We start from the raw sequence: 18,903 nt of genomic DNA on the forward strand, positions 1-18,903 counted from the left end.
CGCGGAGCGCCGCCGCGTGTCCCTACTCCCCCGCGCGAAACACCATCTCGCGGCCCGCGTCATTGGACAGAATTAAAACAGGGCCCAGTACCTCGACCAAACTCATCTCGCGCAGCGCCGCCAGATAGAGCGCCTCTGCTGCCAACTCCGGACAGGCGCGCTTGGTTGTCACAACGCTTTCGGCGGAAAACCACGGATAGGGCACGGTCTGCCTGCCGGAATAGGTGTTGCACGGCCCCGCGCCCGCCAATGCCCCCTTTGCCGGAAACTCCAGCGTTGCGCGCGCGCCAAACGCCGCGCCGTCAATGCTTTCAAGATGCCAGATCTGATCGGCCCCGCCATAGCCGGTCACCGTCTCATCCTTGCAAGCGCCCAACGCCGACAGCGCCATAACCGCCACAGCCAGCCGCATCGGCCCTACCTCAGCGCAAGAATGAGATCGACCAGCGAGCCAATCGCCGGGGCCGCCTGATCCCGCGCCGGATCACGCATCGCCTGCATCCCGATCGCCGCCGCATAAACGATGCGTGCCATTTCCAGATTGCCGATGTCACAGGCCGAAAGCAGCCGATGCAACCGCGCCAGCCGTGCCGTATCCACCCGCGCCACCGCCTCTGCGGCGATAGGATCGGTCCCGGCCCAGGCCCGGATCGCTGATTCGGCGCGCCGTGTCAGGCTATCGGCCTCAGCCGTGGCAGCCATGGCCTGCGCACACCCGCGCAAGCGCGCCGCCTCGGTGGCGGCCTGCGATGCTACCTCAAGCCCCTGTGCGGCGTCCTCTTCCCACAGCGCCAAAAGCGCAGCAGAATAGGCCGGAACATCCGCAAAATGCCAGTAAAACGACCCTTTCGTTGCCCCCAGCCGCCGCGCCAAAGGCTCTGCGCCCAGCGCCGCCGGACCCACTTCGCACAGCGCCTCGAACCCGGCCAAAAGCCAGTAATCGCGGGTCAGTCGGGGGCGGCGCAACGCAGTCATGCCCCTGCCATACGCAGCCCGCCCTTGCGCTGCAAGAGGCGGCGCTGTCGCGGGGCGCAGCATTGGCCCTGTCAGCCCCCTGTCGCAAAAGTTTTACGCGTCTGTCGCAAACTCTTTGAGAACCGCCGTTACGTGGTGGCCCAACCCAAGGAGGCATCGACCGTGCTCAGCATCGAGAACCTGACCAGAACTTTTGGCCAGAACACCGCCGTGGACAGGGTGTCCTTCACCGTCGACAAACCGGCGATGATCGGCATCATCGGTCGCTCGGGTGCTGGCAAATCCACGCTGCTGCGCATGATCAACCGGCTTACCGATGCCACATCGGGGCAAATCCTGTTCGAGGGCCGCGACGTGACAGCCCTCAAAGGTGCCGACAAACGCGCGTGGCATTCGGACTGCGCCATGATCTTTCAACAGTTCAACCTTGTGCCGCGTATGGATGTAGTCTCGAACGTGCTGCATGGCACGCTCAACCGCCGCTCGACGCTGGCCACCATGTTCAACCTCTACCCCGATGCCGATATTCACCGCGCCATCGAAATCCTTGACCGGCTTGGCATCGCCGACCATGCCCCCAAACGCGCCGAGGCGCTCTCGGGCGGGCAACAGCAGCGCGTGGCGATTGCCCGCGCGCTGATGCAGGACCCTAAGATCGTGCTCGCGGATGAACCCATCGCCAGCCTTGATCCGATGAACGCGCAGCTCGTGATGGACGACCTGCGCCGCATTCACGAAGAGGACGGGCGCACGGTCATCGCCAACCTGCACACGCTCGATACCGCGCGGCGCTACTGCGACCGCGTGATCGGCATGCTGCATGGCCGCGTCGTGTTCGACGGCACGCCCGAACAACTGACCACCGGCGTCGCGCGCGACATCTACGGTGCCGATGCCTCGTTTTCCGAAGCCAGCACATCGACCTCGATTGAAACGCTCGACCGCAGCACCGCCCGCGCCCTGCGCGCAGCCGAGGCGGCGGTCTGACGACCCGCGAACCACCCAAGGCCCGCCGGGGGTGGCGGGCCGCAATCCAACCGGAGAAAAACCCATGAAGAACCTCTTTGCTGCCATCGTCGCCACCACCGCTCTGGTCAGCCCCGCGCTGGCCCAAGACCAGATCACCGAATTCCGCATCGGCATTCTGGGCGGTGAAAACGCCCAAGACCGCATGACCTCGAACGAATGCTACCGCGCCAAGGCCGAAGACCTGCTCGGCGTGCCGGTCAAGCTCTTTACCCCCGCCGATTATGACGGTGTGATTCAGGGCCTGCTTGGCGGCACGCTCGACATGGCATGGCTTGGGGCCTCCGCCTATGCCAAGGCCTATCTGACCGACCCAGAGGCGGTCGAGCCGGTCATGGTCAAGACCAACCTCGACAAATCCTATGGCTATTATGCCATCGGCTTTGCGCGCAAAGACCGCAACATCGCCTCGCTCGACGACATGAAGGGCAAAGTCTTTGCCTTTGGTGATCCCAACTCGACCAGCGGCTACCTGATCCCCTCGATCGAGATCCCCGTCGAAATCGGGGCCAGCATGGACTCGGGCGACTACTTTGGTGAGGTCAAGTTCGTGGGCGGCCACGAGCAGACCATCGTTGCCGTCGCCAATGGCGATGTCGACGCGGGCGTCACCTGGGCCGATGGCATGGGCGCATGGGAAGACGGCTATAATTCCGGCGCGCTGCGCAAGGCGGCGGATGCGGGCCTTGTCGACATGAACCAGATCGTCGAAATCTGGAAATCCAAGCCCATCCCCGAAGGCCCCATCGTGCTTCGCAAATCCCTGCCCGAGCGCGTCAAGCTGGACATCACCACCCTGACCGCCTCGCTCCCCTATATGGACGCCGATTGTGCCTATAACTTCATGGCCGGCGAGGCGCTCGGCTTCCAGCCGATCAACCACGACGCCTATCTCTCGATCATCGAGGCGCGCAAGGCCTCGAACTAAGGCCCAAGCGCTGACACAGAACCGGGCCTGCATCGCCGCAGGCCCGGTTTCGCATGACGGGGGATAAACATGACCGATCTGACAGCAGGCCAAGCCACAGAACCGGGCGCCGCACGGGTGAAATCCGTGCAAGACGCCTATATGGATATGACCCGCCGCAAACGCCTCTACGGCATGGTGATGCTGGTCGTCTTCATCGCCCTCATGGTCTCGGGCTTTCGCGTGGCGGATGCGCGCAACGCGGGCGGCTTTTGGGACGGGATCGGCAATATCTTTCAGTTTCCCGGCGAAGTTCTGTCCGAGGCGGGCCAGAAAATCGCCAACCTGCCGGGGCTGATGGCCAAATTCCTGCCCTCGCTGCTGGAGACCGTCAACATCGCCGCAGCCTCTACGCTTCTGGGCGCGCTTGGGGCGGTGATGATCTCGCTGTTGGCGACGCGCGGGCTGGCAAAATGGCCCCGCCTCATCGGTCTCTTTCGCCGGATCATGGATATCCTGCGCGCTGTGCCCGAGATTGTCATCGCCCTCGTGCTGATTTTCATCCTCGGCGGCGGCCCGGTGCCTGCGATGATCGCCATCGCCATTCACACCATGGGCGCGCTCGGCAAGCTCTTTTCCGAGGTCAATGAAAACGCCAGCCTCAAACCCGTCGAGGGGCTGCAATCGGTGGGGGCGACATGGGGTCAACGGATGTGGCTGGGCGTGATCCCGCAGGTGGCCCCCAATTACCTCAGCTACGCGCTCCTGCGCTTCGAAATCAACATCCGCGCCTCCGCCATCTTGGGCTTTGTTGGCTCTGGCGGCATCGGATACGACCTGAAAAACGCCTTTAGCTGGGGCCAAGGGCGTTACGATGAGGTGGCCGCGATCTTTCTGCTTTTGTTCGGCACAATCGTGCTTTTTGACCAACTCTCCAGCCATTACCGCAACAAGCTGATCGGCGAGGGCTAAGACCATGAGCATGATGACCGACATCACCCCGCCCCACTTTGACGCCGCCACCCTCTTTCGCCGCAAACGGCGGTTGGCCTTTGCCGTCCCGGCGGTGATCCTTGCCTATTTCACCTATATCTTCTTTGCGTTCAACATCATGGGGCTGGCCGACCGTGCGCGGCTCGACAATGCCCGCATCCTTGTCGCCGACAGCTATAGCTACAAAACCCATGTCACCCGCGACAACCGGTCGGGCGCACTCAGCATCGCAGTCGAGGGCGAGAACAAGGGCACATGGCCCGAGGGGCGCAGCCCCGATTGGGTCGATATCCAAAGCCCGGAACGCACGCTGGTATCCCTGAAACATGGTCAAGAGGTGCTGATTGACGGCAACACGCTGCGCTATGATGTGCCGGGCTATGGGCTGATCACAGCCGAGGTCACGCGCCGCGAGGGTGTCAAACTCACCCTGCCCACAGACACCATCCCCGACTGGATCAGCGCCAGCGACGCACGGGTGGACATCACCACCGAGGCCGGTCGCGTGACCCTGACACGGGCGCGCACCGAGGTCATGCGCTATCACTTCGGCTGGGAACTCTTCTGGTTCACCCTCGACAGCCCGTTCTATGGCAAAAGCTTTGGTGAATTGGCTCGCCTTGCCGTCTCGGGCGAACGGGTGGTCGCGGACAAAAGCAACCTTGCGGCGATGGTATCCGACGTCTGGAACAACCGCATGTGGCAGCACAAGGATGTGCTCTGGGCCATTTTCGAAACCATCCTCATGGCCTTTCTCGGCACCATGGGGGCGGGCCTCGTGGCGCTGCCGCTGGCCTTTGCGGCGGCGCGCAACTTCTCGCCCTATCTCGCGGTGCGTGCGGCGGTGCGGCGCGTCTTTGATCTCTTGCGCGGGGTCGATGCGCTGATCTGGACGCTGGTGCTCGCCCGCGCCTTTGGCCCGGGCCCGATGACCGGCGCGCTGGCCATTCTGCTCACGGATACCGGCACCTTTGGCAAACTCTTTTCCGAGGCGCTGGAAAACGTCGACAAGAACCAAATCGAAGGCGTCCAATCCACAGGGGCCAAACCGCTGCAACGCTATCGCTTTGGCGTGATCCCCCAGATCACACCCGTCCTGCTCAGCCAACTGCTCTATTACCTCGAATCCAACACCCGCAGCGCCACCATCATCGGGGCCATCACCGGCGGTGGGATCGGCCTCTTACTCACACAGGCCATGATCACGCAAAAGGACTGGGAAGAGGTCAGCTATTACATCATTCTCATTCTGATCATGGTGATGCTGATGGACACTCTCTCAGGCTGGTTGCGCCGCAAACTTATCACCTCGGACGACGCTGGGCACTGAGAGGGCGGACTGTGAGTATTTGAACCATAAAGAAACAGCCCTCGCTCTTCTTTTTGGCTAAAATACTCCCGCCGGAGGCCCGAAACCCTTATGGAGCGCGCGATGCCCCGATTGCAGGCCGACAAGGCCCTGATCCACCCGGACTGCGACATCACCGATTGCGAATTCGGCATCTATACCGAGGTCGGGCGCGGCAGCCGCCTCGCGCATGTGGCGATGGGGGATTACTCCTATTGCGACCGATCCTGCGATCTCGCCAATACAGAGATCGGCAAATTCGCCAATATCGCCAGCTTTGTGCGCGTGGGGGCCACGGATCATCCGCTCGACCGCGCCAGCCTGCACCACTTTCTCTATCGCTCTGCCAGCTATTGGGAGGATGCGCCCGACGATGCGCTTTGGTTCGACAAACGCCGCGCGCGGCTGGCGCGCATTGGCCATGACACCTGGATCGGCCACAATGCGCAGGTCAAGCCCGAGATCACCGTGGGCCACGGGGCGGTTATCGCCGCCGGGGCTGTGGTAACGCATGACGTAGCCCCCTATATGATCGTCGCAGGCGTGCCCGCCCAGCCGCTGCGCCCGCGCCTTGCCCCCGCTCTGGCCGACCGCATGATGGCACTGGCGTGGTGGGAGTGGGATCACGCCCGCCTGCGGGAGAACCTAGATGATTTTCGCAGCCTGAGCGCCGAGGCCTTTCTTGAAAAGCACGGCGGCTGACCGCAAGAAAAAGGCGGCCACAACGGGCCGCCCTTGAGATGCTGAAATCATGGATGAAAAAGGCAGCTGATCTATACATCGCTGATAGGCCCGCGATGTGACAGCGCCGTGACATCGGGGCAAGTGTTCAAGCATCCGCCAGGGTCAGCGTGATCCGGTCCCCGGCAAACCATGTGCGGCCATATTCGATAGGCTGCCCCTCGGGATCGACATTGACCGCAATCGTGCGCAGGATCGGCGCACCCGGGCTGAGATGCAGATGCACCGCCTGCATCGGGCTGGCCAGTTTCGCAGTGAGCCGCGTCGAGGCGCGGGTGAAATCCGCAACCCCTTGCTCTGCCAGCGCCGCCGTCACCGATCTGAGCCGCCGCAGCGCCTCGGGCAGGCCGGGAAACCGCGCCGCCGGAAAGCTGCTGCGAAACACCGCCACCGGCACGCCATCGGCCAGCGACAGCCCGTCACAGACATGCACCATGGCCCCGGGCGCAAGCCTGAGCGCCTCGGCCTCAGCGGCATCGGCGCTGCGGGTCTCAAGCGCCAAGATCTCTTTGGTTGGCAACCGCCCGGCCGCTTGCAAATTCTGGTGAAACCGCACCCGCCGACCAATCGGATACTCGGTCGGGCGATGCGCCACGAACGCCCCGGCCCCGCGCCGGGCAAAGATCACCCCCGCCTCGGCCAAAACCGCGAGCGCCCGCCGCACCGTATGGCGATTGACGCCGAACCGCGTGGCCAGAACCGCCTCGGTCGGCAGCTTGTCACCGGGGCCATAGCGCCCTGCCGCGATGTCACGGCTCAGACTGTCGTGGATCGCCCGCCAGAGGGCATCGGGTTTTTCTCGGGGCATGTCACATAAGTTTCATTGTGGACTGGCTTGCTAGGGAGGCGGGTTTGGCGTATAGATTTGTCTAGTTGTATAGTAATACCGACAACTTCACAAGGTGTCCACATGAGCAAAGAAACCGAGCGCAAGGGCTGGATGGGTCTTTTGGCGCGCACCCCCGCCGAGGATGTGCAAACGCTCTTGTCTGACACGGGGCTATCCCCTGATTACGCCTATCTGCGTGCGCCCGAGGTGGGCGGCGTCATGGTGCGGGGCCGCGCCGGGGCCACGGGGGGCGCCTTCAACCTTGGTGAAATGACCGTCACCCGCTGCGCCTTGCAACTGGGCGATGGCCGCGTTGGCCACGGCTATGTGCAGGGCCGCGACAAGCGCCACGCCACGCAGGCCGCGCTGATTGACGCGCTGATGCAGGGGGCCGAGGCCGCGCTGATCCGCGACCGCGTTCTGGCCCCTTTGGCCGAGGCCGAGACCACCCGCCGCAGCGCCCGCGCCGCCCGCGCCGCAGCGACCAAGGTCGATTTCTTCACCCTTGTGCGCGGAGAGGATTGATGCAGACCGAAGCCCTGACCGGCGGCTTTGCCGCAGCCCCCACCGAGGCCGCCCTGGCCTTTCGCGCGGTGATGCGCGCCATGGCCCGTCCCGGCACCATTGAGCAGATCATGGGCGCAGAGCCGCCACCGCCCCTATCGCCCGCGGCAGGCGCGGTGCTCTTGACGCTCTGTGATCCTGAAACGCCACTCTATCTGGCGGGGGCGGTTGATACCCCAATGGTGCGCGACTGGATCACCTTTCACACCGGCGCATCGCTGGTGGACCGCCCCCGCGCCATGTTCGCGCTCGGGCCTTGGTCTGCCCTTCTACCGCTGGCCGATTATCCCATCGGCACGGCCGAATACCCCGACCGCGCAACCACCCTGATCGTCGAGATGGCGCAGCTCACGCACACCGGCGCACGCCTGACCGGACCGGGGATTGCAACCACCGCCGCGCTCTCGCTGCCGCCCGACATGGCCGCATTTCAGCGCAACGCCGCACAGTTTCCGCTGGGGCTCGATTTTCTCTTTACCTCTGGTCATGACCTCGCGGCGCTGCCGCGCTCAACCCGTGTGGAGGGCCAATAGATGTATGTCGCAGTCAAAGGCGGCGAACGCGCCATCGACAACGCCCATGCTTGGCTGGCCGAGGAACGGCGCGGCGATACATCCGTGGCCGAGCTCAGCGTGGCGCAGATCCGCGAACAGCTCAGCCTTGCCGTCAACCGCGTCATGGCCGAGGGCTCGCTCTATGATCCCGACCTTGCCGCGCTCGCCATCAAACAGGCGCGCGGCGATCTGATCGAGGCGATCTTTCTCATCCGCGCCTATCGCACCACCCTGCCCCGCTTTGGCGCGTCTCATCCAGTGAATACCGCCGCCATGCGCTGTGATCGGCGCATCTCGGCCACGTTCAAGGACGCGCCGGGCGGGCAGGTGCTGGGGCCGACGTTTGACTACACCCACCGCCTCTTGGATTTCAAACTCGCGGCAGAGGGCGAGACGCCGCAAGCGCCCACAGCCACGCCCACCCCCGGCCCCACGCCGCATATCATGGGCTATCTCGACCGCGAGGGGCTGATCCAGCAGGAAAACCCGAGCGACAGCACGCCCCCCGACCTCACCCGCGAACCGATGCAACTGCCCGCAGACCGCGCGCTGCGGCTTCAGGCGCTGACGCGCGGCGATGAGGGGTTTATCCTCTCGCTCGCCTATTCCACCCAGCGCGGCTATGCCCGCAACCACGCCTTTGTGGGCGAGTTGCGCATCGGCGCTGTTGCCGTGGAAATGGATATCCCCGAACTGGGCTTTGCGATTGAGCTGGGCGAGATCACCCTCACCGAATGCGAAACCGTCAACCAGTTCAAAGGCTCGAAAACCGAACCGCCGCAATTCACGCGCGGCTATGGGCTGGTCTTTGGCCAGACCGAGCGCAAGGCCATCGCCATGGCACTGGTGGACCGCGCGCTGCGCTGGAAAGAATTGGGCGAAGAGGATCAAGGCGCACCCGCGCAGGACGAGGAATTCGTCCTCATGCATGCCGACAACATTCAGGCCACCGGCTTTCTCGAGCATATCAAGCTGCCGCATTACGTCGATTTCCAGTCCGAACTGGAACTGGTGCGCAAACTCCGCCGCGAGGCCGAGGGCGCGGCGCATCGGGAGGCGGCGGAATGAGTATTTTTGCCATAAAGAAGCAGGCCCGCCCATGACCCTCATTGTCTTTGACATCGGCAATGTCCTCTTGCGCTGGGACCCGCAGGCCGCCTTTCGCCATGCCATCGGCAGCGACGCCGAGATTGATGCGCTGCTGGCCGAGGTTCGATTCTACGACTGGAACTATGAGCAGGACCGGGGCCGGAGCAGGCTCGAGGCGGTGGCAGCGATTGCCGCCCACTGGCCAGAGCATGCCGATCTGATGGACGGCTATTTCGATCGCTTCGGCCTGACCATCCAGAACCGCATCCAAGGGTCATGGGACATCGCCACCACGCTCAAGGATAGCGGCCACCGCCTCTGGGCGCTTACGAATTTTTCGGCCGACACATGGCCGCAGGCGCTCCATCTGCATCCCGACCTGAACACGCTTTTCGAGGGCATCGTCGTGTCGGGGCACGAGCGCATGGTCAAACCCGACCGCGAGATTTTCGACCTCCTCTGCACCCGCGCCGATGCCGCGCCCGAGGCGTGTTATTTCATCGACGACACCGCCAGCAATGTCACCGGCGCCCGCGCCGCAGGCTGGCAGGCGCATCACTTTACCAGGCCCGAGGGCCTGCGCGCCGACCTTTGCGACAGGGGCCTCCTATGAGCGATTACAACTTTGCCTATCTCGATGAGCAGACCAAGCGCATGATCCGCCGCGCCATTCTCAAGGCGCTGGCAATCCCCGGCTATCAGGTGCCCTTTGCCAGCCGCGAAATGCCGATGCCCTATGGCTGGGGCACGGGCGGCGTGCAGGTCTCTGCCGCCTGCCTCACGCCGGATGACACGTTCAAGGTGATTGATCAGGGCGCGGATGACACGACCAACGCCGTCTCGATCCGCAAATTCTTTGAGAAAACCGCGCAGGTCGCCACCACGGAGGAGACCGCCCGCGCCAGCCTCATCCAGACCCGCCACCGCATCCCCGAGGAACCGCTGACCGAGGATCAGATCCTTGTCTACCAAGTGCCGATCCCCGAACCGCTGCGCTTTCTCGAACCCTCCGAGGTGGAAACCCGCAAGATGCACGCGCTCGAGGAATACGGCCTCATGCATGTGAAACTCTATGAGGATATCAGCCAACACGGGGCCATCGCCACCGCCTATGCCTATCCCGTCAAGGTCGAGGGGCGCTATGTGATGGACCCTTCGCCGATCCCCAAATTCGATAACCCGAAACTCAGCATGGCCGCGATCCAGCTTTTCGGCGCGGGGCGCGAACAGCGCATCTATGCTCTGCCGCCCTATACTCGGGTCGTCAGTCTCGATTTCGAGGATCACCCGTTCGAGGCCACCAAGGCCAATCACGATTGCGACCTCTGCGGCGCATCCCACAGCTATCTGGACGAGGTGATCATGAATGACGCGGGCGGGCGCATGTTCGTCTGCTCCGACACCGATTATTGCCGCGCGCGCCGCGCAGGCGGCCATATCGGGGCGCAGGGTGCCCCCTATGAGGAGGCCACGGTATGACCCCCCTCTTGCAAGTGCGCGATCTCGCCAAATTCTACGGGCCGCGGCGCGGCTGTGACGGTGTCAGCTTTGATCTTTACCCCGGCGAGGTGATGGGCATCGTGGGCGAGAGCGGATCAGGCAAATCGACGCTGCTCAGTTGCCTTGCCGGGCATCTGCCCCCCGACCGGGGCGAGGTGATCTTTGACACGCGTGGCCACGGCCCCCGCGACACGCTGCATATGTCCGAACCCGAACGGCGGATGCTGATGCGCACCGATTGGGCCTTTGTCCATCAGCACGCCCGCGACGGGCTGCGCATGGGGGTCTCGGCGGGCGGCAATGTCGGCGAACGGCTGATGGCCGTGGGCGCACGGCATTACGGGGATATCCGCGATCAGGCGATTGACTGGCTGGGCCGGGTCGAAATTGCCGCCGACCGGGTGGATGACAAGCCACAGGCGTTCTCGGGGGGCATGCAGCAACGCCTGCAAATCGCCCGCAACCTCGTGACCGGCCCGCGCTTGGTGTTCATGGATGAACCCACCGGCGGCCTTGATGTCAGCGTTCAGGCGCGGCTTCTTGATCTTTTGCGCGGGCTGGTGCGCGAAATGGGTCTCTCGGCCATTATCGTCACCCATGATCTGGCGGTGGTGCGATTGCTCGCCGACCGGTTGATGGTGATGAAAGATGGCTTTGTGGTCGAAGACGGGCTGACCGATCAAGTGCTGGATGATCCGCAACACGGCTATACGCAACTGCTTGTTTCCAGCGTATTGCAGGTCTGACGCCATGAGCAGGAGCAGAGCATGATCACCTATTACGCCAAGCACGAGACCGGGTTGCATCAGGTGCCAGACCTTGGCGATGCCCCCGTCCTCTGGATCGACATGCTCAGCCCCGACCCGCAGGAATTGGCGCAAATGTCGGGGCGTCTTGGCATCGCCCTGCCCAGCCGCGAGGATCAGGACGAAATCGAACAATCCTCCCGCCTCTATCTCGAAGAGGGCGTGCCTGTGATGACCGCCCTCTTGCCCGCGCGCAACGACGCGGGCGAAACCATCGTCGGCCCGGTGTCTTTCGTGCTCATGGCAGACCGGCTGGTGACGCTGCGCCACCACGCCCCGCGCCCCTTTACCACCTATCCCGACAAGGCGGGGAAATCCTCGCATGGCTGCGCCACGGTCGAGGCGGTGCTGATCGGCCTGATCGAGGAAATCATCGACCGGCTTGCCGATATCATCGAACAGGCTGGCCGCGACATCGACGCGCTCTCCAAGCGCATCTTTGGCGACAAACCCCTCAATACCGCGGCCTATCGCACGGCGCTCCGCGATATCGGCCAAGCTGACGGGCGCGTCATGCAAATCCGCGAGAGCCTGATGACGCTCGAGCGGCTTTTGGGCTTTGTCGTGCCGGTGATCGACACCCGGCGCGGGGCCAAACCCCTGCGCGGCGCGCTCAAATCGCAATATCGCGACGTGCGCACGATCACCGAACAGGCAGGCTATCTGCAACAGAAAACCGCCTTCATGCTGGATGCGGCCCTTGGCCTCATCACCATCGAACAGAACGCCATCATCAAGATTTTCTCGGTGGCGGCGGTGGCCTTTCTACCGCCCACGCTGGTGGCGTCGATCTACGGCATGAATTTCGAGGTGATGCCAGAACTGTCCTGGCCCTTCGGCTATCCGATGGCGCTCGGGCTTATGGCGCTGTCCGCACTGGTGCCGCTCTGGATTTTCCGCCGCCGCGGCTGGCTTTAACCCTATCGGAGACCCGCAATGATCGAGATCGACAGCCTGAGCAAAAGCTTCACCCTGCATAATCAGGGCGGCGCGGTGATCCCCGTGATGGCAGGCGCGCATCTGCATGTCGCCGCCGGCGCTTGCGTGGCGCTGACCGGTTCTTCGGGCGCGGGCAAATCCACCCTCATGCGGATGATCTATGGCAATTACCGCGCCAATGCAGGGCGGATCATGGTCGGCGACACCGATGTCGCCCGCGCCGAACCGCGCGATATCATCCAGTTGCGCCGTCATACGCTGGGCTATGTCAGCCAGTTCTTGCGCGTCGTGCCCCGTGTGCCCACCCGCGATGTGGTGGCCGAACCGCTCTTGATCCTTGGCAGCGCGCCCGATGCGGCCCGCGCCCGCGCCGAGGCGTTGCTAGACCGCCTCAATATCCCCGAACGGCTCTGGTCGCTCAGCCCCACGACATTCTCGGGCGGCGAGCAACAGCGCGTCAATATCGCGCGCGGTTTTGCGCATCCCTTTCCCGCCCTGCTGTTGGATGAACCCACCGCCAGCCTTGACTCCACCAACCGCGAGGTGGTGCTGACCCTGATTGAAGAGGCCAAGGCGCGTGGCGCGGCCATTGTGGGCATCTTCCACGACGAGGCCGCGCGCGCCCGTGTCTGCGACCGCGAGGTGGATGTGACCGCCTTCACCCCGGCGCGCGCCGCATGACACATGGCCGCCTCATCGCCGTGGTCGGCCCGTCGGGCGTGGGCAAGGACACGCTGATGCGCGCGATGATCGCAGAGCATCCGGGCCTGCGCCGTGCCCGCCGCGTCATCACCCGCCCCCCAGACCCCGAGGGCGAAGGCCATGAGGCGGTCAGCGACACCGAATTCGACGCCCGCCTCAAAGAGGGCGGCTTTGCCCTGCATTGGCGCGCGCACGGCCTGCGCTACGGGGTGCCGGTGGGCATCTGCCTTGATCTCGCGGCGGGGCGCGACCTCTTGGTCAATCTCTCACGGGGCGTTCTGGCACAGGCGCAGGCGCGGTTTCAGCCCTTTGTCATCCTGCACCTGACCGCCACACCGCAGGTGCTGGCATCCCGCCTTGTGGCGCGCGGGCGCGAAACCCCGCAGGATATTCGCGAACGCCTGACCGGCGCGGATATGGCCTTGCCCGAGGGCGTAGGCCCGGTCATCACGCTTGACACCGACGCAGCCCTGCCCCGCCTGACCAAGGCCGCGCTCAAGGCGGTTTACGCGGTGAGGGTCTGACGGTGCAGCAGGTGAAACCGCCCCATCTCATCCTCGCCCATCAGCGACAGCGCGTCGATGACATAGGGCTGCGGCACCAGCGGCCCCAAACGCGCCTCCAGCGCGGCCTTGATCGGCGCCAATTCCGCCTTGGGCCGCTTGCCGGTCAGGGTGATATGAAACCGGAACTCCTCCATCACATAGGGATAGCCCCAGCGCAGCAGATGCGCGTCTTGCGCAGGCGTCAGGCCCCCTGCCCGCCGTCGCGCCAGTTGCGCCTCGGTCAAGGGCGCGCGCCACGGCTCGAACGCCGCCACGGCGCGCGCTGCCAACCCGTTCAAGGCGCTCTGATCCCCCACCGGCACCAGCGCCAGAAACCGGCCCAACCCCGCGATCTGCACCCCCTCCAGCGTGACCGCCGCCTCGCCTGCGCAAAACCGCTCGAACGCCGCAACCAGCCCCGCCTCTCCCTGTCCCTCGGCCAGGCCAAAGGGCGGCTTGATCGTGGCATGCAGCCCGTATTTGCGCGGGGTCTCGGTGATCTCCGCCACGGGCGCGGGCAACCCCGGCACCTCGGGATGCGCCACAGCACAACCCTGCGCGCTATCCCATCCCAACCACGCCGCACCAAAGGCGGCAAATTCCCCCTCGGGGGGCGTGACATAAATCGCGTAGCGGTGAAAATCCATGAGGTCTCTCGTCGGGTTGCCGTGACGTGCCAAGAAAGCGTGACATCCAAATGACAGAAGACATCATTCTCGCCAATGCCCTCCTCATTCTGCCAACCGAGGTGATCCCCGGCGCGCTGCAGATCAAGGGCGGTAAAATCACCGCTCTCGACAGCGGCACAGCCCTGCCACCCGGTGCGGTGGATTGCGAAGGTGATTACCTTGCCCCAGGCCTGATCGAGCTGCACACCGATAATCTGGAGCGGCACATCCAACCCCGCCCCAAGGTGGATTGGCCGCATCACGCCGCCATCCTCGCCCATGACGCGGAACTGGCCAGCGTCGGCATCACCACCGTCTTTGACGCGATGCGCGTGGGGTCGATCCCCACCGGCGTCGGGCGCTACAGCAAATACGCGCGCGGTCTCGCCAACGAACTCCTCAGCCTGCGCGCCGAGGAGGCGCTCAAGATCAGCCATTTCCTGCATCTGCGCGCCGAGGTCTGTTCCGAAACACTGGAAGAAGAGATGGAACAATTCGGCCCATCGGACCGCGTCGGCATCGTCAGCCTGATGGACCATACGCCGGGTCAGCGCCAATTCCGCGACCTGACCAAACTCGAAGAATACATGAAGGGCAAACACGCCCTCACGGATGCGGAATTCGCCGAACACGTGGCCCAACTCAAGGCGCTGCGCGCCGCGCATGGCGACCGCCACGAGGCCGCCGCCGTGGCCCATGCCGCCCGCTATGGCGCGGTGCTGGCCAGCCATGACGACACCACCGCCGAACAGGTGGCGGTGTCCGGCGGCTACGGCATCCGGCTGGCCGAGTTTCCCACCACGGTCGAGGCCGCAAGCACCTGCCACGCCCATGATATCTCGGTCATCATGGGCGCGCCCAATCTCATCCGGGGCGGATCGCACTCCGGCAATGTCGCGGCGGGGGAATTGGCCGATCTGGGCTTTCTCGATATCCTCTCGTCCGATTACGTACCCTCCGCGCTGCTTTTGGGCGCGGTGCAACTGGGCGCGCGGTGGGGCGATATGGCGCGCGGCCTTGCCACCGTCACCGCCAATCCCGCCCGCGCCGTGGGCCTCTCGGATCGCGGCCAACTGGCGGTAAACGCCCGCGCCGACCTCATCCGCTTTCGCCTGCGCAGCGGCGCACCAGCACTGCGGGGTGTCTGGTCGCAAGGGGCCCGCGTCGCCTGAGGCCTGCTTTGACAACCGTCGAATCGGGGCGCATAACGGGCGCGAATTCAATCGCTTGCGCCGGAGGCCCCGATGACCCAACCGCTCTTCACCCTGCCCAGCCCCCCTCTGGTGCCGATCACCGGCACGGATCAGGGCTATCCGGTGCAGCGCATCTTCTGCGTCGGGCGCAACTACGCCGCCCACGCACTCGAAATGGGCAATGAGGTGGACCGCGAAGCGCCGTTCTACTTCAACAAGGCCCCTCAAACCCTCTGCCTCAGCGGGTCCAGCATCCCCTATCCGCTCGAAACCTCGGATTGCCACCACGAGATGGAATTCGTCGTGGCGCTCAGCGCCCCCGCGTTTCGCATCAGCGCAGCCGAGGCGATGAACGCCGTCTATGGCTATGCCTGCGGCATCGACCTCACCCGCCGCGACCTGCAAAGCGTGGCCAAGGAAAAGCGCCGCCCCTGGGACATCGGCAAGGATTTCGAAAACGCCTCGATCATCGCCCCAATCACCCCAAAGGCCGAGTTTGGCGACATCGCGGAGCAAACCATTCGCCTCTCCGTGGACGGGCGCATCACACAAGAGGCGACGCTGGCCGATATGATCTGGTCCGTGCCCGAAATCATCGCCCATCTGTCGCGCTTTTATCATCTCGCCCCCGGAGACCTGATCTATACCGGCACGCCAGCGGGCGTTGGCCCCGTGCTGCCCGGTAATGTGCTCTTGGGCGAGATTGACGGTCTGGCCCCGCTCACCCTTACCATCACCGCCGCAGAGTAAACCCGATGACAAACCCGGCCCAAGGCCGCCTGCAATATGTGCCCGTGACGCTTTTTACCATCGTCATGGGGCTTTGCGGCTTTACCCTCGCGCTTCGCGCGGGCGAAGAGGCCCTCGGCCTCACCCACGCACTGTCATGGGCGGCGCATGGGCTGACCATGGCGGTCTTTGCCGCCGTGACGCTTGGCTATCTCGCCAAGGCGATCCGCCACCCCGCAGCGGTGGTCGCCGAATGGAGTCACCCTGTGAAACTTGCCTTCTTTCCGGCAATTTCCATCGCACTGGTGCTGATGTCCATCGTCATGCTCGCCCCCGCGCCGGGTATTGCGCATGTGCTATGGCTCATCGCCGTGCCGATGCAACTGATCCTGACCCTCGCCGTGGTCAGCGGCTGGATCAGCGCGCGCGCGTTCCAACACGGGCACCTCTCACCGGCATGGTTCATCCCGGCGGTGGGCAATGTGATCGTGGCAATCGCGGGCGTGCCCCTTGGCTACCCGGAAATAAGCTGGTTCTTCACCAGCGTCGGTCTCGTCTTCTGGATCGTCCTGCTGACACTGGTGATGAACCGGCTGATCTTTCACGATCCCCTGCCCGAACGCCTGCAACCCTCGCTGGTGATCCTGATCGCCCCGCCTTCGGTCGGGTTTCTTGCTTGGGTGGAACTGGTGGGCGGCGTCGATCCCTTTGCCCATGTGCTGCTCAATTGCGCCTATCTTTTTACGCTCATCGTCGCGGTACAATTGCCCAAGCTCTTGAAATTGCAATTCTCCTTGGCCTTCTGGGCGCTCAGCTTTCCCATGGCAGGCGTGACCATCGCCAGTTTCACCTATGCACGTGAAAGCGGCTCTGCCGCGCATCGGCTGATCGGCCTCGCCCTCTTGGCGGCCCTCTGCGTGATCATCGCCGGGCTTCTTTGGCGCACGCTCAAGGCCCTGCGCGCGGGTGCGATCTTTCAGCCGGATTAACAGGGCCGGGGCTCACTCACGCGAACCCCGGCTTATTCTCACCCCAACAACCGCCGCGCGATCACCTGCGCCTGAATCTCTGCCGCGCCCTCAAAGATATTGAGAATACGCGCATCACAGAGAATCCGGCTGATCGTGTATTCCAGCGCAAAGCCATTGCCGCCATGGATCTGCAACCCGTTGTCGGCGGCGGCCCAGGCCACGCGCGCACCGAGCAGCTTGGCCATCCCTGCCTCAAGATCGCACCGCCGCCCGTGATCCTTTTCCCACGCCGAGAAATAGGTCAATTGCCGCGCCACCATGATCTCGACCGCCATCATCGCAAGCTTGCCCGACACACGCGGAAACTCGATCAGCGCGCGGCCAAACTGCTTGCGGTCCTGTGCGTATTTCATCGCCACATCTAGCGCCGATTGCGCCACACCTACGGCGCGGGCGGCAGTCTGAATGCGCGCAGATTCAAACGTCTCCATCAACTGCTTGAATCCCTTGCCCTCTTCGCCGCCCAGCAGGTTCTCGCCCTTCACACGGAAATTATCAAAGCCAAGCTCGTATTCCTTCATGCCGCGATAGCCCAATACCTCGATCTCACCGCCGGTCATGCCGGGGGTCGGGAACGGGGCCTCATCGGTGCCGGGGGTTTTCTCGGCCAGAAACATCGACAGCCCCCGGTGATCGGTGGTGTCGGGCACGGTACGCGCCAGCAGCGTCATCACATGGGTGCGCGCGGCATGGGTGATCCAGGTCTTGTTGCCCGTCACCTTCCAATCGCCATTCTCATCCTTGACAGCACGGGTGCGCAGACTGCCCAGATCCGATCCGGTGTTGGGTTCCGTGAACACGGCCGTCGGCAGGATTTCGGCACTGGCGAGCTTGGGCAGCCAATGGGCCTTTTGCTCCTCCGTGCCGCCACAAAGGATCAATTCGGCGGCAATCTCAGACCGGGTGCCAAGGGACCCAACCCCGATATAGCCCCGGCTCAACTCCTCCGACACCACCACCATCGACGCCTTGCTGAGGCCGAAGCCACCGAATTCCTCGGGAATGGTCAGGCCAAACACACCCATTTCCGCCAGTTCCTCGATGATCTCCATCGGGATAAGCTCATCCTTGAGGTGCCACTCATGCGCATGCGGCTCGACTTTCTCGACCGAGAACCGCCGGAATTGCGCGCGGATCATCTCCAGCTCTTCCTCAAGGCCACTGCGCCCCACCGTGATCTCTGCCGACCGCTCTTGCATCAGCTCGACCAACCGGCTGCGCGCCACTTGGGTATTGCCCGCCTGCATCAGCATCGTGGCGGCGGGGTCCATCAACAGATGCGCATCATCCGGGCCAAGGCCCAGATCCTGAAGGCGCACCATTTCGCCCTGATTCATCTGGATGCCGCCTGCGATCTGGCTCAGATATTCGCCAAAGGCGATTTGCAGGATCAGTTGCTCGACCTCGCCAAACTCGCCCTTTTCGTCCAGCCGCACCGCCCAAAGCTGCATCTGGCGCAGCGCCTCGACATAGGTCGCAAGCCACGCCAACCCATGCGCTGCGGTCTGATTGGTCTCAATCGCAGCCCCCGAAACCCGGCCATCCACCGTCACCAGCGCGCGAACAGCGCCCGTGGCCCGCTCCAACAGCGCCTCGGCGGGCACCAGCGCCACGCCGGTCAGGGCCAGCAAATCGCCCAGAATGATCGGTTGTGCCATCGCCAGATCCTGTCCGTCATGTGCCATGAATCGCATCCTTTTCCTAATCTCGTGCCTTTTATCCATTATGCAGGTGCAGCGCAACTATTATGCTTTTTGTCGCAGG

The 18,903-nt window shown here is 63.9% G+C and carries 22 protein-coding genes; 17 read left to right on the top strand and 5 right to left on the bottom strand.

Annotated features, from left to right (window positions below):
- Positions 1–22: 22 nt before the first annotated feature.
- Together ROSMUCSMR3_RS06440 and ROSMUCSMR3_RS06445 are read right to left on the bottom strand one after the other, a co-directional pair.
- Complete coding sequence (locus ROSMUCSMR3_RS06440) at positions 23–412, bottom strand: META domain-containing protein (protein ID WP_081506800.1); 390 nt, start codon at positions 410–412, stop codon at positions 23–25.
- 5 nt (positions 413–417) lie between these two features.
- Positions 418–975: a TetR/AcrR family transcriptional regulator gene (locus ROSMUCSMR3_RS06445; RefSeq protein WP_237183543.1), complete on the bottom strand. Its 558-nt coding sequence runs from the start codon at positions 973–975 to the stop codon at positions 418–420.
- Between the two features lie 162 nt (positions 976–1,137).
- Between ROSMUCSMR3_RS06445 and phnC the strand changes: the two genes are divergently transcribed.
- The 5 genes from phnC (at position 1,138) to ROSMUCSMR3_RS06470 (ending at position 5,951) form a co-directional block, all read left to right on the top strand.
- The gene (phnC, locus tag ROSMUCSMR3_RS06450; RefSeq protein ID WP_081506802.1) at positions 1,138–1,962 is read left to right on the top strand and encodes a phosphonate ABC transporter ATP-binding protein; all 825 of its coding nucleotides are present in this window, start codon (positions 1,138–1,140) and stop codon (positions 1,960–1,962) included.
- Between the two features lie 64 nt (positions 1,963–2,026).
- Positions 2,027–2,929: a phosphonate ABC transporter substrate-binding protein gene (gene phnD / locus ROSMUCSMR3_RS06455; protein ID WP_081506803.1), complete on the top strand. Its 903-nt coding sequence runs from the start codon at positions 2,027–2,029 to the stop codon at positions 2,927–2,929.
- A 69-nt stretch (positions 2,930–2,998) separates the two neighbouring features.
- Positions 2,999–3,880 (top strand): phosphonate ABC transporter, permease protein PhnE, encoded by an 882-nt coding sequence (phnE, locus tag ROSMUCSMR3_RS06460; protein WP_081506804.1) that lies wholly within the window; start codon positions 2,999–3,001, stop codon positions 3,878–3,880.
- Between the two features lie 4 nt (positions 3,881–3,884).
- Positions 3,885–5,231, top strand: a complete 1,347-nt coding sequence (gene phnE / locus ROSMUCSMR3_RS06465; protein ID WP_081506805.1) for a phosphonate ABC transporter, permease protein PhnE — start codon at positions 3,885–3,887, stop codon at positions 5,229–5,231.
- Between the two features lie 102 nt (positions 5,232–5,333).
- The gene (locus ROSMUCSMR3_RS06470; protein ID WP_232279144.1) at positions 5,334–5,951 is read left to right on the top strand and encodes a chloramphenicol acetyltransferase; all 618 of its coding nucleotides are present in this window, start codon (positions 5,334–5,336) and stop codon (positions 5,949–5,951) included.
- Between the two features lie 127 nt (positions 5,952–6,078).
- Here ROSMUCSMR3_RS06470 and phnF read toward each other — a convergent pair whose 3' ends face one another.
- Positions 6,079–6,798: a phosphonate metabolism transcriptional regulator PhnF gene (gene phnF, locus ROSMUCSMR3_RS06475; protein WP_008279061.1), complete on the bottom strand. Its 720-nt coding sequence runs from the start codon at positions 6,796–6,798 to the stop codon at positions 6,079–6,081.
- 102 nt (positions 6,799–6,900) lie between these two features.
- On the opposite strand from phnF, the gene phnG reads away from it, so the two are divergent.
- The 9 genes from phnG to phnN are packed head-to-tail and all read left to right on the top strand — an operon-like array spanning position 6,901 to position 13,497.
- Positions 6,901–7,344, top strand: a complete 444-nt coding sequence (gene phnG / locus ROSMUCSMR3_RS06480) for a phosphonate C-P lyase system protein PhnG (protein WP_081506806.1) — start codon at positions 6,901–6,903, stop codon at positions 7,342–7,344.
- Positions 7,344–7,916 carry a phosphonate C-P lyase system protein PhnH gene (gene phnH / locus ROSMUCSMR3_RS06485; RefSeq protein ID WP_081506807.1) on the top strand — a complete coding sequence of 191 codons (573 nt, stop codon included), beginning with the start codon at positions 7,344–7,346 and terminating at the stop codon, positions 7,914–7,916. The genes phnG and phnH overlap by 1 nt, the downstream gene beginning before the upstream one ends.
- Entirely contained in the window at positions 7,917–9,005 is a 1,089-nt protein-coding gene (locus ROSMUCSMR3_RS06490; protein ID WP_081506808.1) for a carbon-phosphorus lyase complex subunit PhnI, read from the top strand.
- A 31-nt stretch (positions 9,006–9,036) separates the two neighbouring features.
- Positions 9,037–9,639, top strand: a complete 603-nt coding sequence (locus ROSMUCSMR3_RS06495) for an HAD family hydrolase (protein WP_081506809.1) — start codon at positions 9,037–9,039, stop codon at positions 9,637–9,639.
- Positions 9,636–10,505: an alpha-D-ribose 1-methylphosphonate 5-phosphate C-P-lyase PhnJ gene (locus ROSMUCSMR3_RS06500; protein ID WP_081506810.1), complete on the top strand. Its 870-nt coding sequence runs from the start codon at positions 9,636–9,638 to the stop codon at positions 10,503–10,505. The genes ROSMUCSMR3_RS06495 and ROSMUCSMR3_RS06500 overlap by 4 nt, the downstream gene beginning before the upstream one ends.
- On the top strand, positions 10,502–11,272 hold the full coding sequence (phnK, locus tag ROSMUCSMR3_RS06505; RefSeq protein ID WP_081506811.1) for a phosphonate C-P lyase system protein PhnK: 771 nt from the start codon (positions 10,502–10,504) through the stop codon (positions 11,270–11,272). Before ROSMUCSMR3_RS06500 ends, phnK begins: the two co-directional genes overlap by 4 nt.
- A gap of 21 nt (positions 11,273–11,293) precedes the next feature.
- Complete coding sequence (locus ROSMUCSMR3_RS06510) at positions 11,294–12,250, top strand: magnesium transporter CorA family protein (protein ID WP_081506812.1); 957 nt, start codon at positions 11,294–11,296, stop codon at positions 12,248–12,250.
- Between the two features lie 18 nt (positions 12,251–12,268).
- Positions 12,269–12,952 (top strand): phosphonate C-P lyase system protein PhnL, encoded by a 684-nt coding sequence (gene phnL / locus ROSMUCSMR3_RS06515; protein ID WP_081506813.1) that lies wholly within the window; start codon positions 12,269–12,271, stop codon positions 12,950–12,952.
- Positions 12,949–13,497, top strand: a complete 549-nt coding sequence (gene phnN, locus ROSMUCSMR3_RS06520; protein WP_081506814.1) for a phosphonate metabolism protein/1,5-bisphosphokinase (PRPP-forming) PhnN — start codon at positions 12,949–12,951, stop codon at positions 13,495–13,497. Before phnL ends, phnN begins: the two co-directional genes overlap by 4 nt.
- On the opposite strand, the gene ROSMUCSMR3_RS06525 is transcribed toward phnN, so the two are convergent.
- Complete coding sequence (locus ROSMUCSMR3_RS06525; protein WP_081506815.1) at positions 13,479–14,165, bottom strand: DUF1045 domain-containing protein; 687 nt, start codon at positions 14,163–14,165, stop codon at positions 13,479–13,481. The genes phnN and ROSMUCSMR3_RS06525 overlap by 19 nt on opposite strands.
- A 50-nt stretch (positions 14,166–14,215) precedes the next feature.
- Between ROSMUCSMR3_RS06525 and ROSMUCSMR3_RS06530 the strand changes: the two genes are divergently transcribed.
- The 3 genes from ROSMUCSMR3_RS06530 (at position 14,216) to ROSMUCSMR3_RS06540 (ending at position 17,097) form a co-directional block, all read left to right on the top strand.
- Positions 14,216–15,358, top strand: a complete 1,143-nt coding sequence (locus ROSMUCSMR3_RS06530; protein ID WP_081506816.1) for an alpha-D-ribose 1-methylphosphonate 5-triphosphate diphosphatase — start codon at positions 14,216–14,218, stop codon at positions 15,356–15,358.
- 72 nt (positions 15,359–15,430) lie between these two features.
- Positions 15,431–16,129, top strand: coding sequence for a fumarylacetoacetate hydrolase family protein (locus tag ROSMUCSMR3_RS06535; protein WP_081506817.1), 699 nt, complete (start codon positions 15,431–15,433; stop codon positions 16,127–16,129).
- A 5-nt stretch (positions 16,130–16,134) separates the two neighbouring features.
- Positions 16,135–17,097 carry an SLAC1 anion channel family protein gene (locus ROSMUCSMR3_RS06540; protein ID WP_008279075.1) on the top strand — a complete coding sequence of 321 codons (963 nt, stop codon included), beginning with the start codon at positions 16,135–16,137 and terminating at the stop codon, positions 17,095–17,097.
- A gap of 38 nt (positions 17,098–17,135) precedes the next feature.
- Here ROSMUCSMR3_RS06540 and ROSMUCSMR3_RS06545 read toward each other — a convergent pair whose 3' ends face one another.
- Positions 17,136–18,824 carry an acyl-CoA dehydrogenase family protein gene (locus tag ROSMUCSMR3_RS06545; RefSeq protein ID WP_198385585.1) on the bottom strand — a complete coding sequence of 563 codons (1,689 nt, stop codon included), beginning with the start codon at positions 18,822–18,824 and terminating at the stop codon, positions 17,136–17,138.
- Positions 18,825–18,903: the final 79 nt, after the last annotated feature.

It is taken from the genome of Roseovarius mucosus (assembly GCF_002080415.1).
Lineage (GTDB): Bacteria > Pseudomonadota > Alphaproteobacteria > Rhodobacterales > Rhodobacteraceae > Roseovarius > Roseovarius mucosus_A.

Coding starts and splice junctions, on each gene's coding strand:
- ROSMUCSMR3_RS06440 (WP_081506800.1), bottom strand. CDS start 412: ATGCGGCTGGCTGTGGCGGTTATGGCGCTGTCGGCGTTGGGCGCTTGC.
- ROSMUCSMR3_RS06445 (WP_237183543.1), bottom strand. CDS start 975: ATGACTGCGTTGCGCCGCCCCCGACTGACCCGCGATTACTGGCTTTTG.
- phnD (WP_081506803.1), top strand. CDS start 2,027: ATGAAGAACCTCTTTGCTGCCATCGTCGCCACCACCGCTCTGGTCAGC.
- phnE (WP_081506804.1), top strand. CDS start 2,999: ATGACCGATCTGACAGCAGGCCAAGCCACAGAACCGGGCGCCGCACGG.
- phnE (WP_081506805.1), top strand. CDS start 3,885: ATGAGCATGATGACCGACATCACCCCGCCCCACTTTGACGCCGCCACC.
- ROSMUCSMR3_RS06470 (WP_232279144.1), top strand. CDS start 5,334: ATGCCCCGATTGCAGGCCGACAAGGCCCTGATCCACCCGGACTGCGAC.
- phnF (WP_008279061.1), bottom strand. CDS start 6,798: ATGCCCCGAGAAAAACCCGATGCCCTCTGGCGGGCGATCCACGACAGT.
- phnG (WP_081506806.1), top strand. CDS start 6,901: ATGAGCAAAGAAACCGAGCGCAAGGGCTGGATGGGTCTTTTGGCGCGC.
- phnH (WP_081506807.1), top strand. CDS start 7,344: ATGCAGACCGAAGCCCTGACCGGCGGCTTTGCCGCAGCCCCCACCGAG.
- ROSMUCSMR3_RS06490 (WP_081506808.1), top strand. CDS start 7,917: ATGTATGTCGCAGTCAAAGGCGGCGAACGCGCCATCGACAACGCCCAT.
- ROSMUCSMR3_RS06495 (WP_081506809.1), top strand. CDS start 9,037: ATGACCCTCATTGTCTTTGACATCGGCAATGTCCTCTTGCGCTGGGAC.
- ROSMUCSMR3_RS06500 (WP_081506810.1), top strand. CDS start 9,636: ATGAGCGATTACAACTTTGCCTATCTCGATGAGCAGACCAAGCGCATG.
- phnK (WP_081506811.1), top strand. CDS start 10,502: ATGACCCCCCTCTTGCAAGTGCGCGATCTCGCCAAATTCTACGGGCCG.
- ROSMUCSMR3_RS06510 (WP_081506812.1), top strand. CDS start 11,294: ATGATCACCTATTACGCCAAGCACGAGACCGGGTTGCATCAGGTGCCA.
- phnL (WP_081506813.1), top strand. CDS start 12,269: ATGATCGAGATCGACAGCCTGAGCAAAAGCTTCACCCTGCATAATCAG.
- phnN (WP_081506814.1), top strand. CDS start 12,949: ATGACACATGGCCGCCTCATCGCCGTGGTCGGCCCGTCGGGCGTGGGC.
- ROSMUCSMR3_RS06525 (WP_081506815.1), bottom strand. CDS start 14,165: ATGGATTTTCACCGCTACGCGATTTATGTCACGCCCCCCGAGGGGGAA.
- ROSMUCSMR3_RS06530 (WP_081506816.1), top strand. CDS start 14,216: ATGACAGAAGACATCATTCTCGCCAATGCCCTCCTCATTCTGCCAACC.
- ROSMUCSMR3_RS06535 (WP_081506817.1), top strand. CDS start 15,431: ATGACCCAACCGCTCTTCACCCTGCCCAGCCCCCCTCTGGTGCCGATC.
- ROSMUCSMR3_RS06540 (WP_008279075.1), top strand. CDS start 16,135: ATGACAAACCCGGCCCAAGGCCGCCTGCAATATGTGCCCGTGACGCTT.
- ROSMUCSMR3_RS06545 (WP_198385585.1), bottom strand. CDS start 18,824: ATGGCACATGACGGACAGGATCTGGCGATGGCACAACCGATCATTCTG.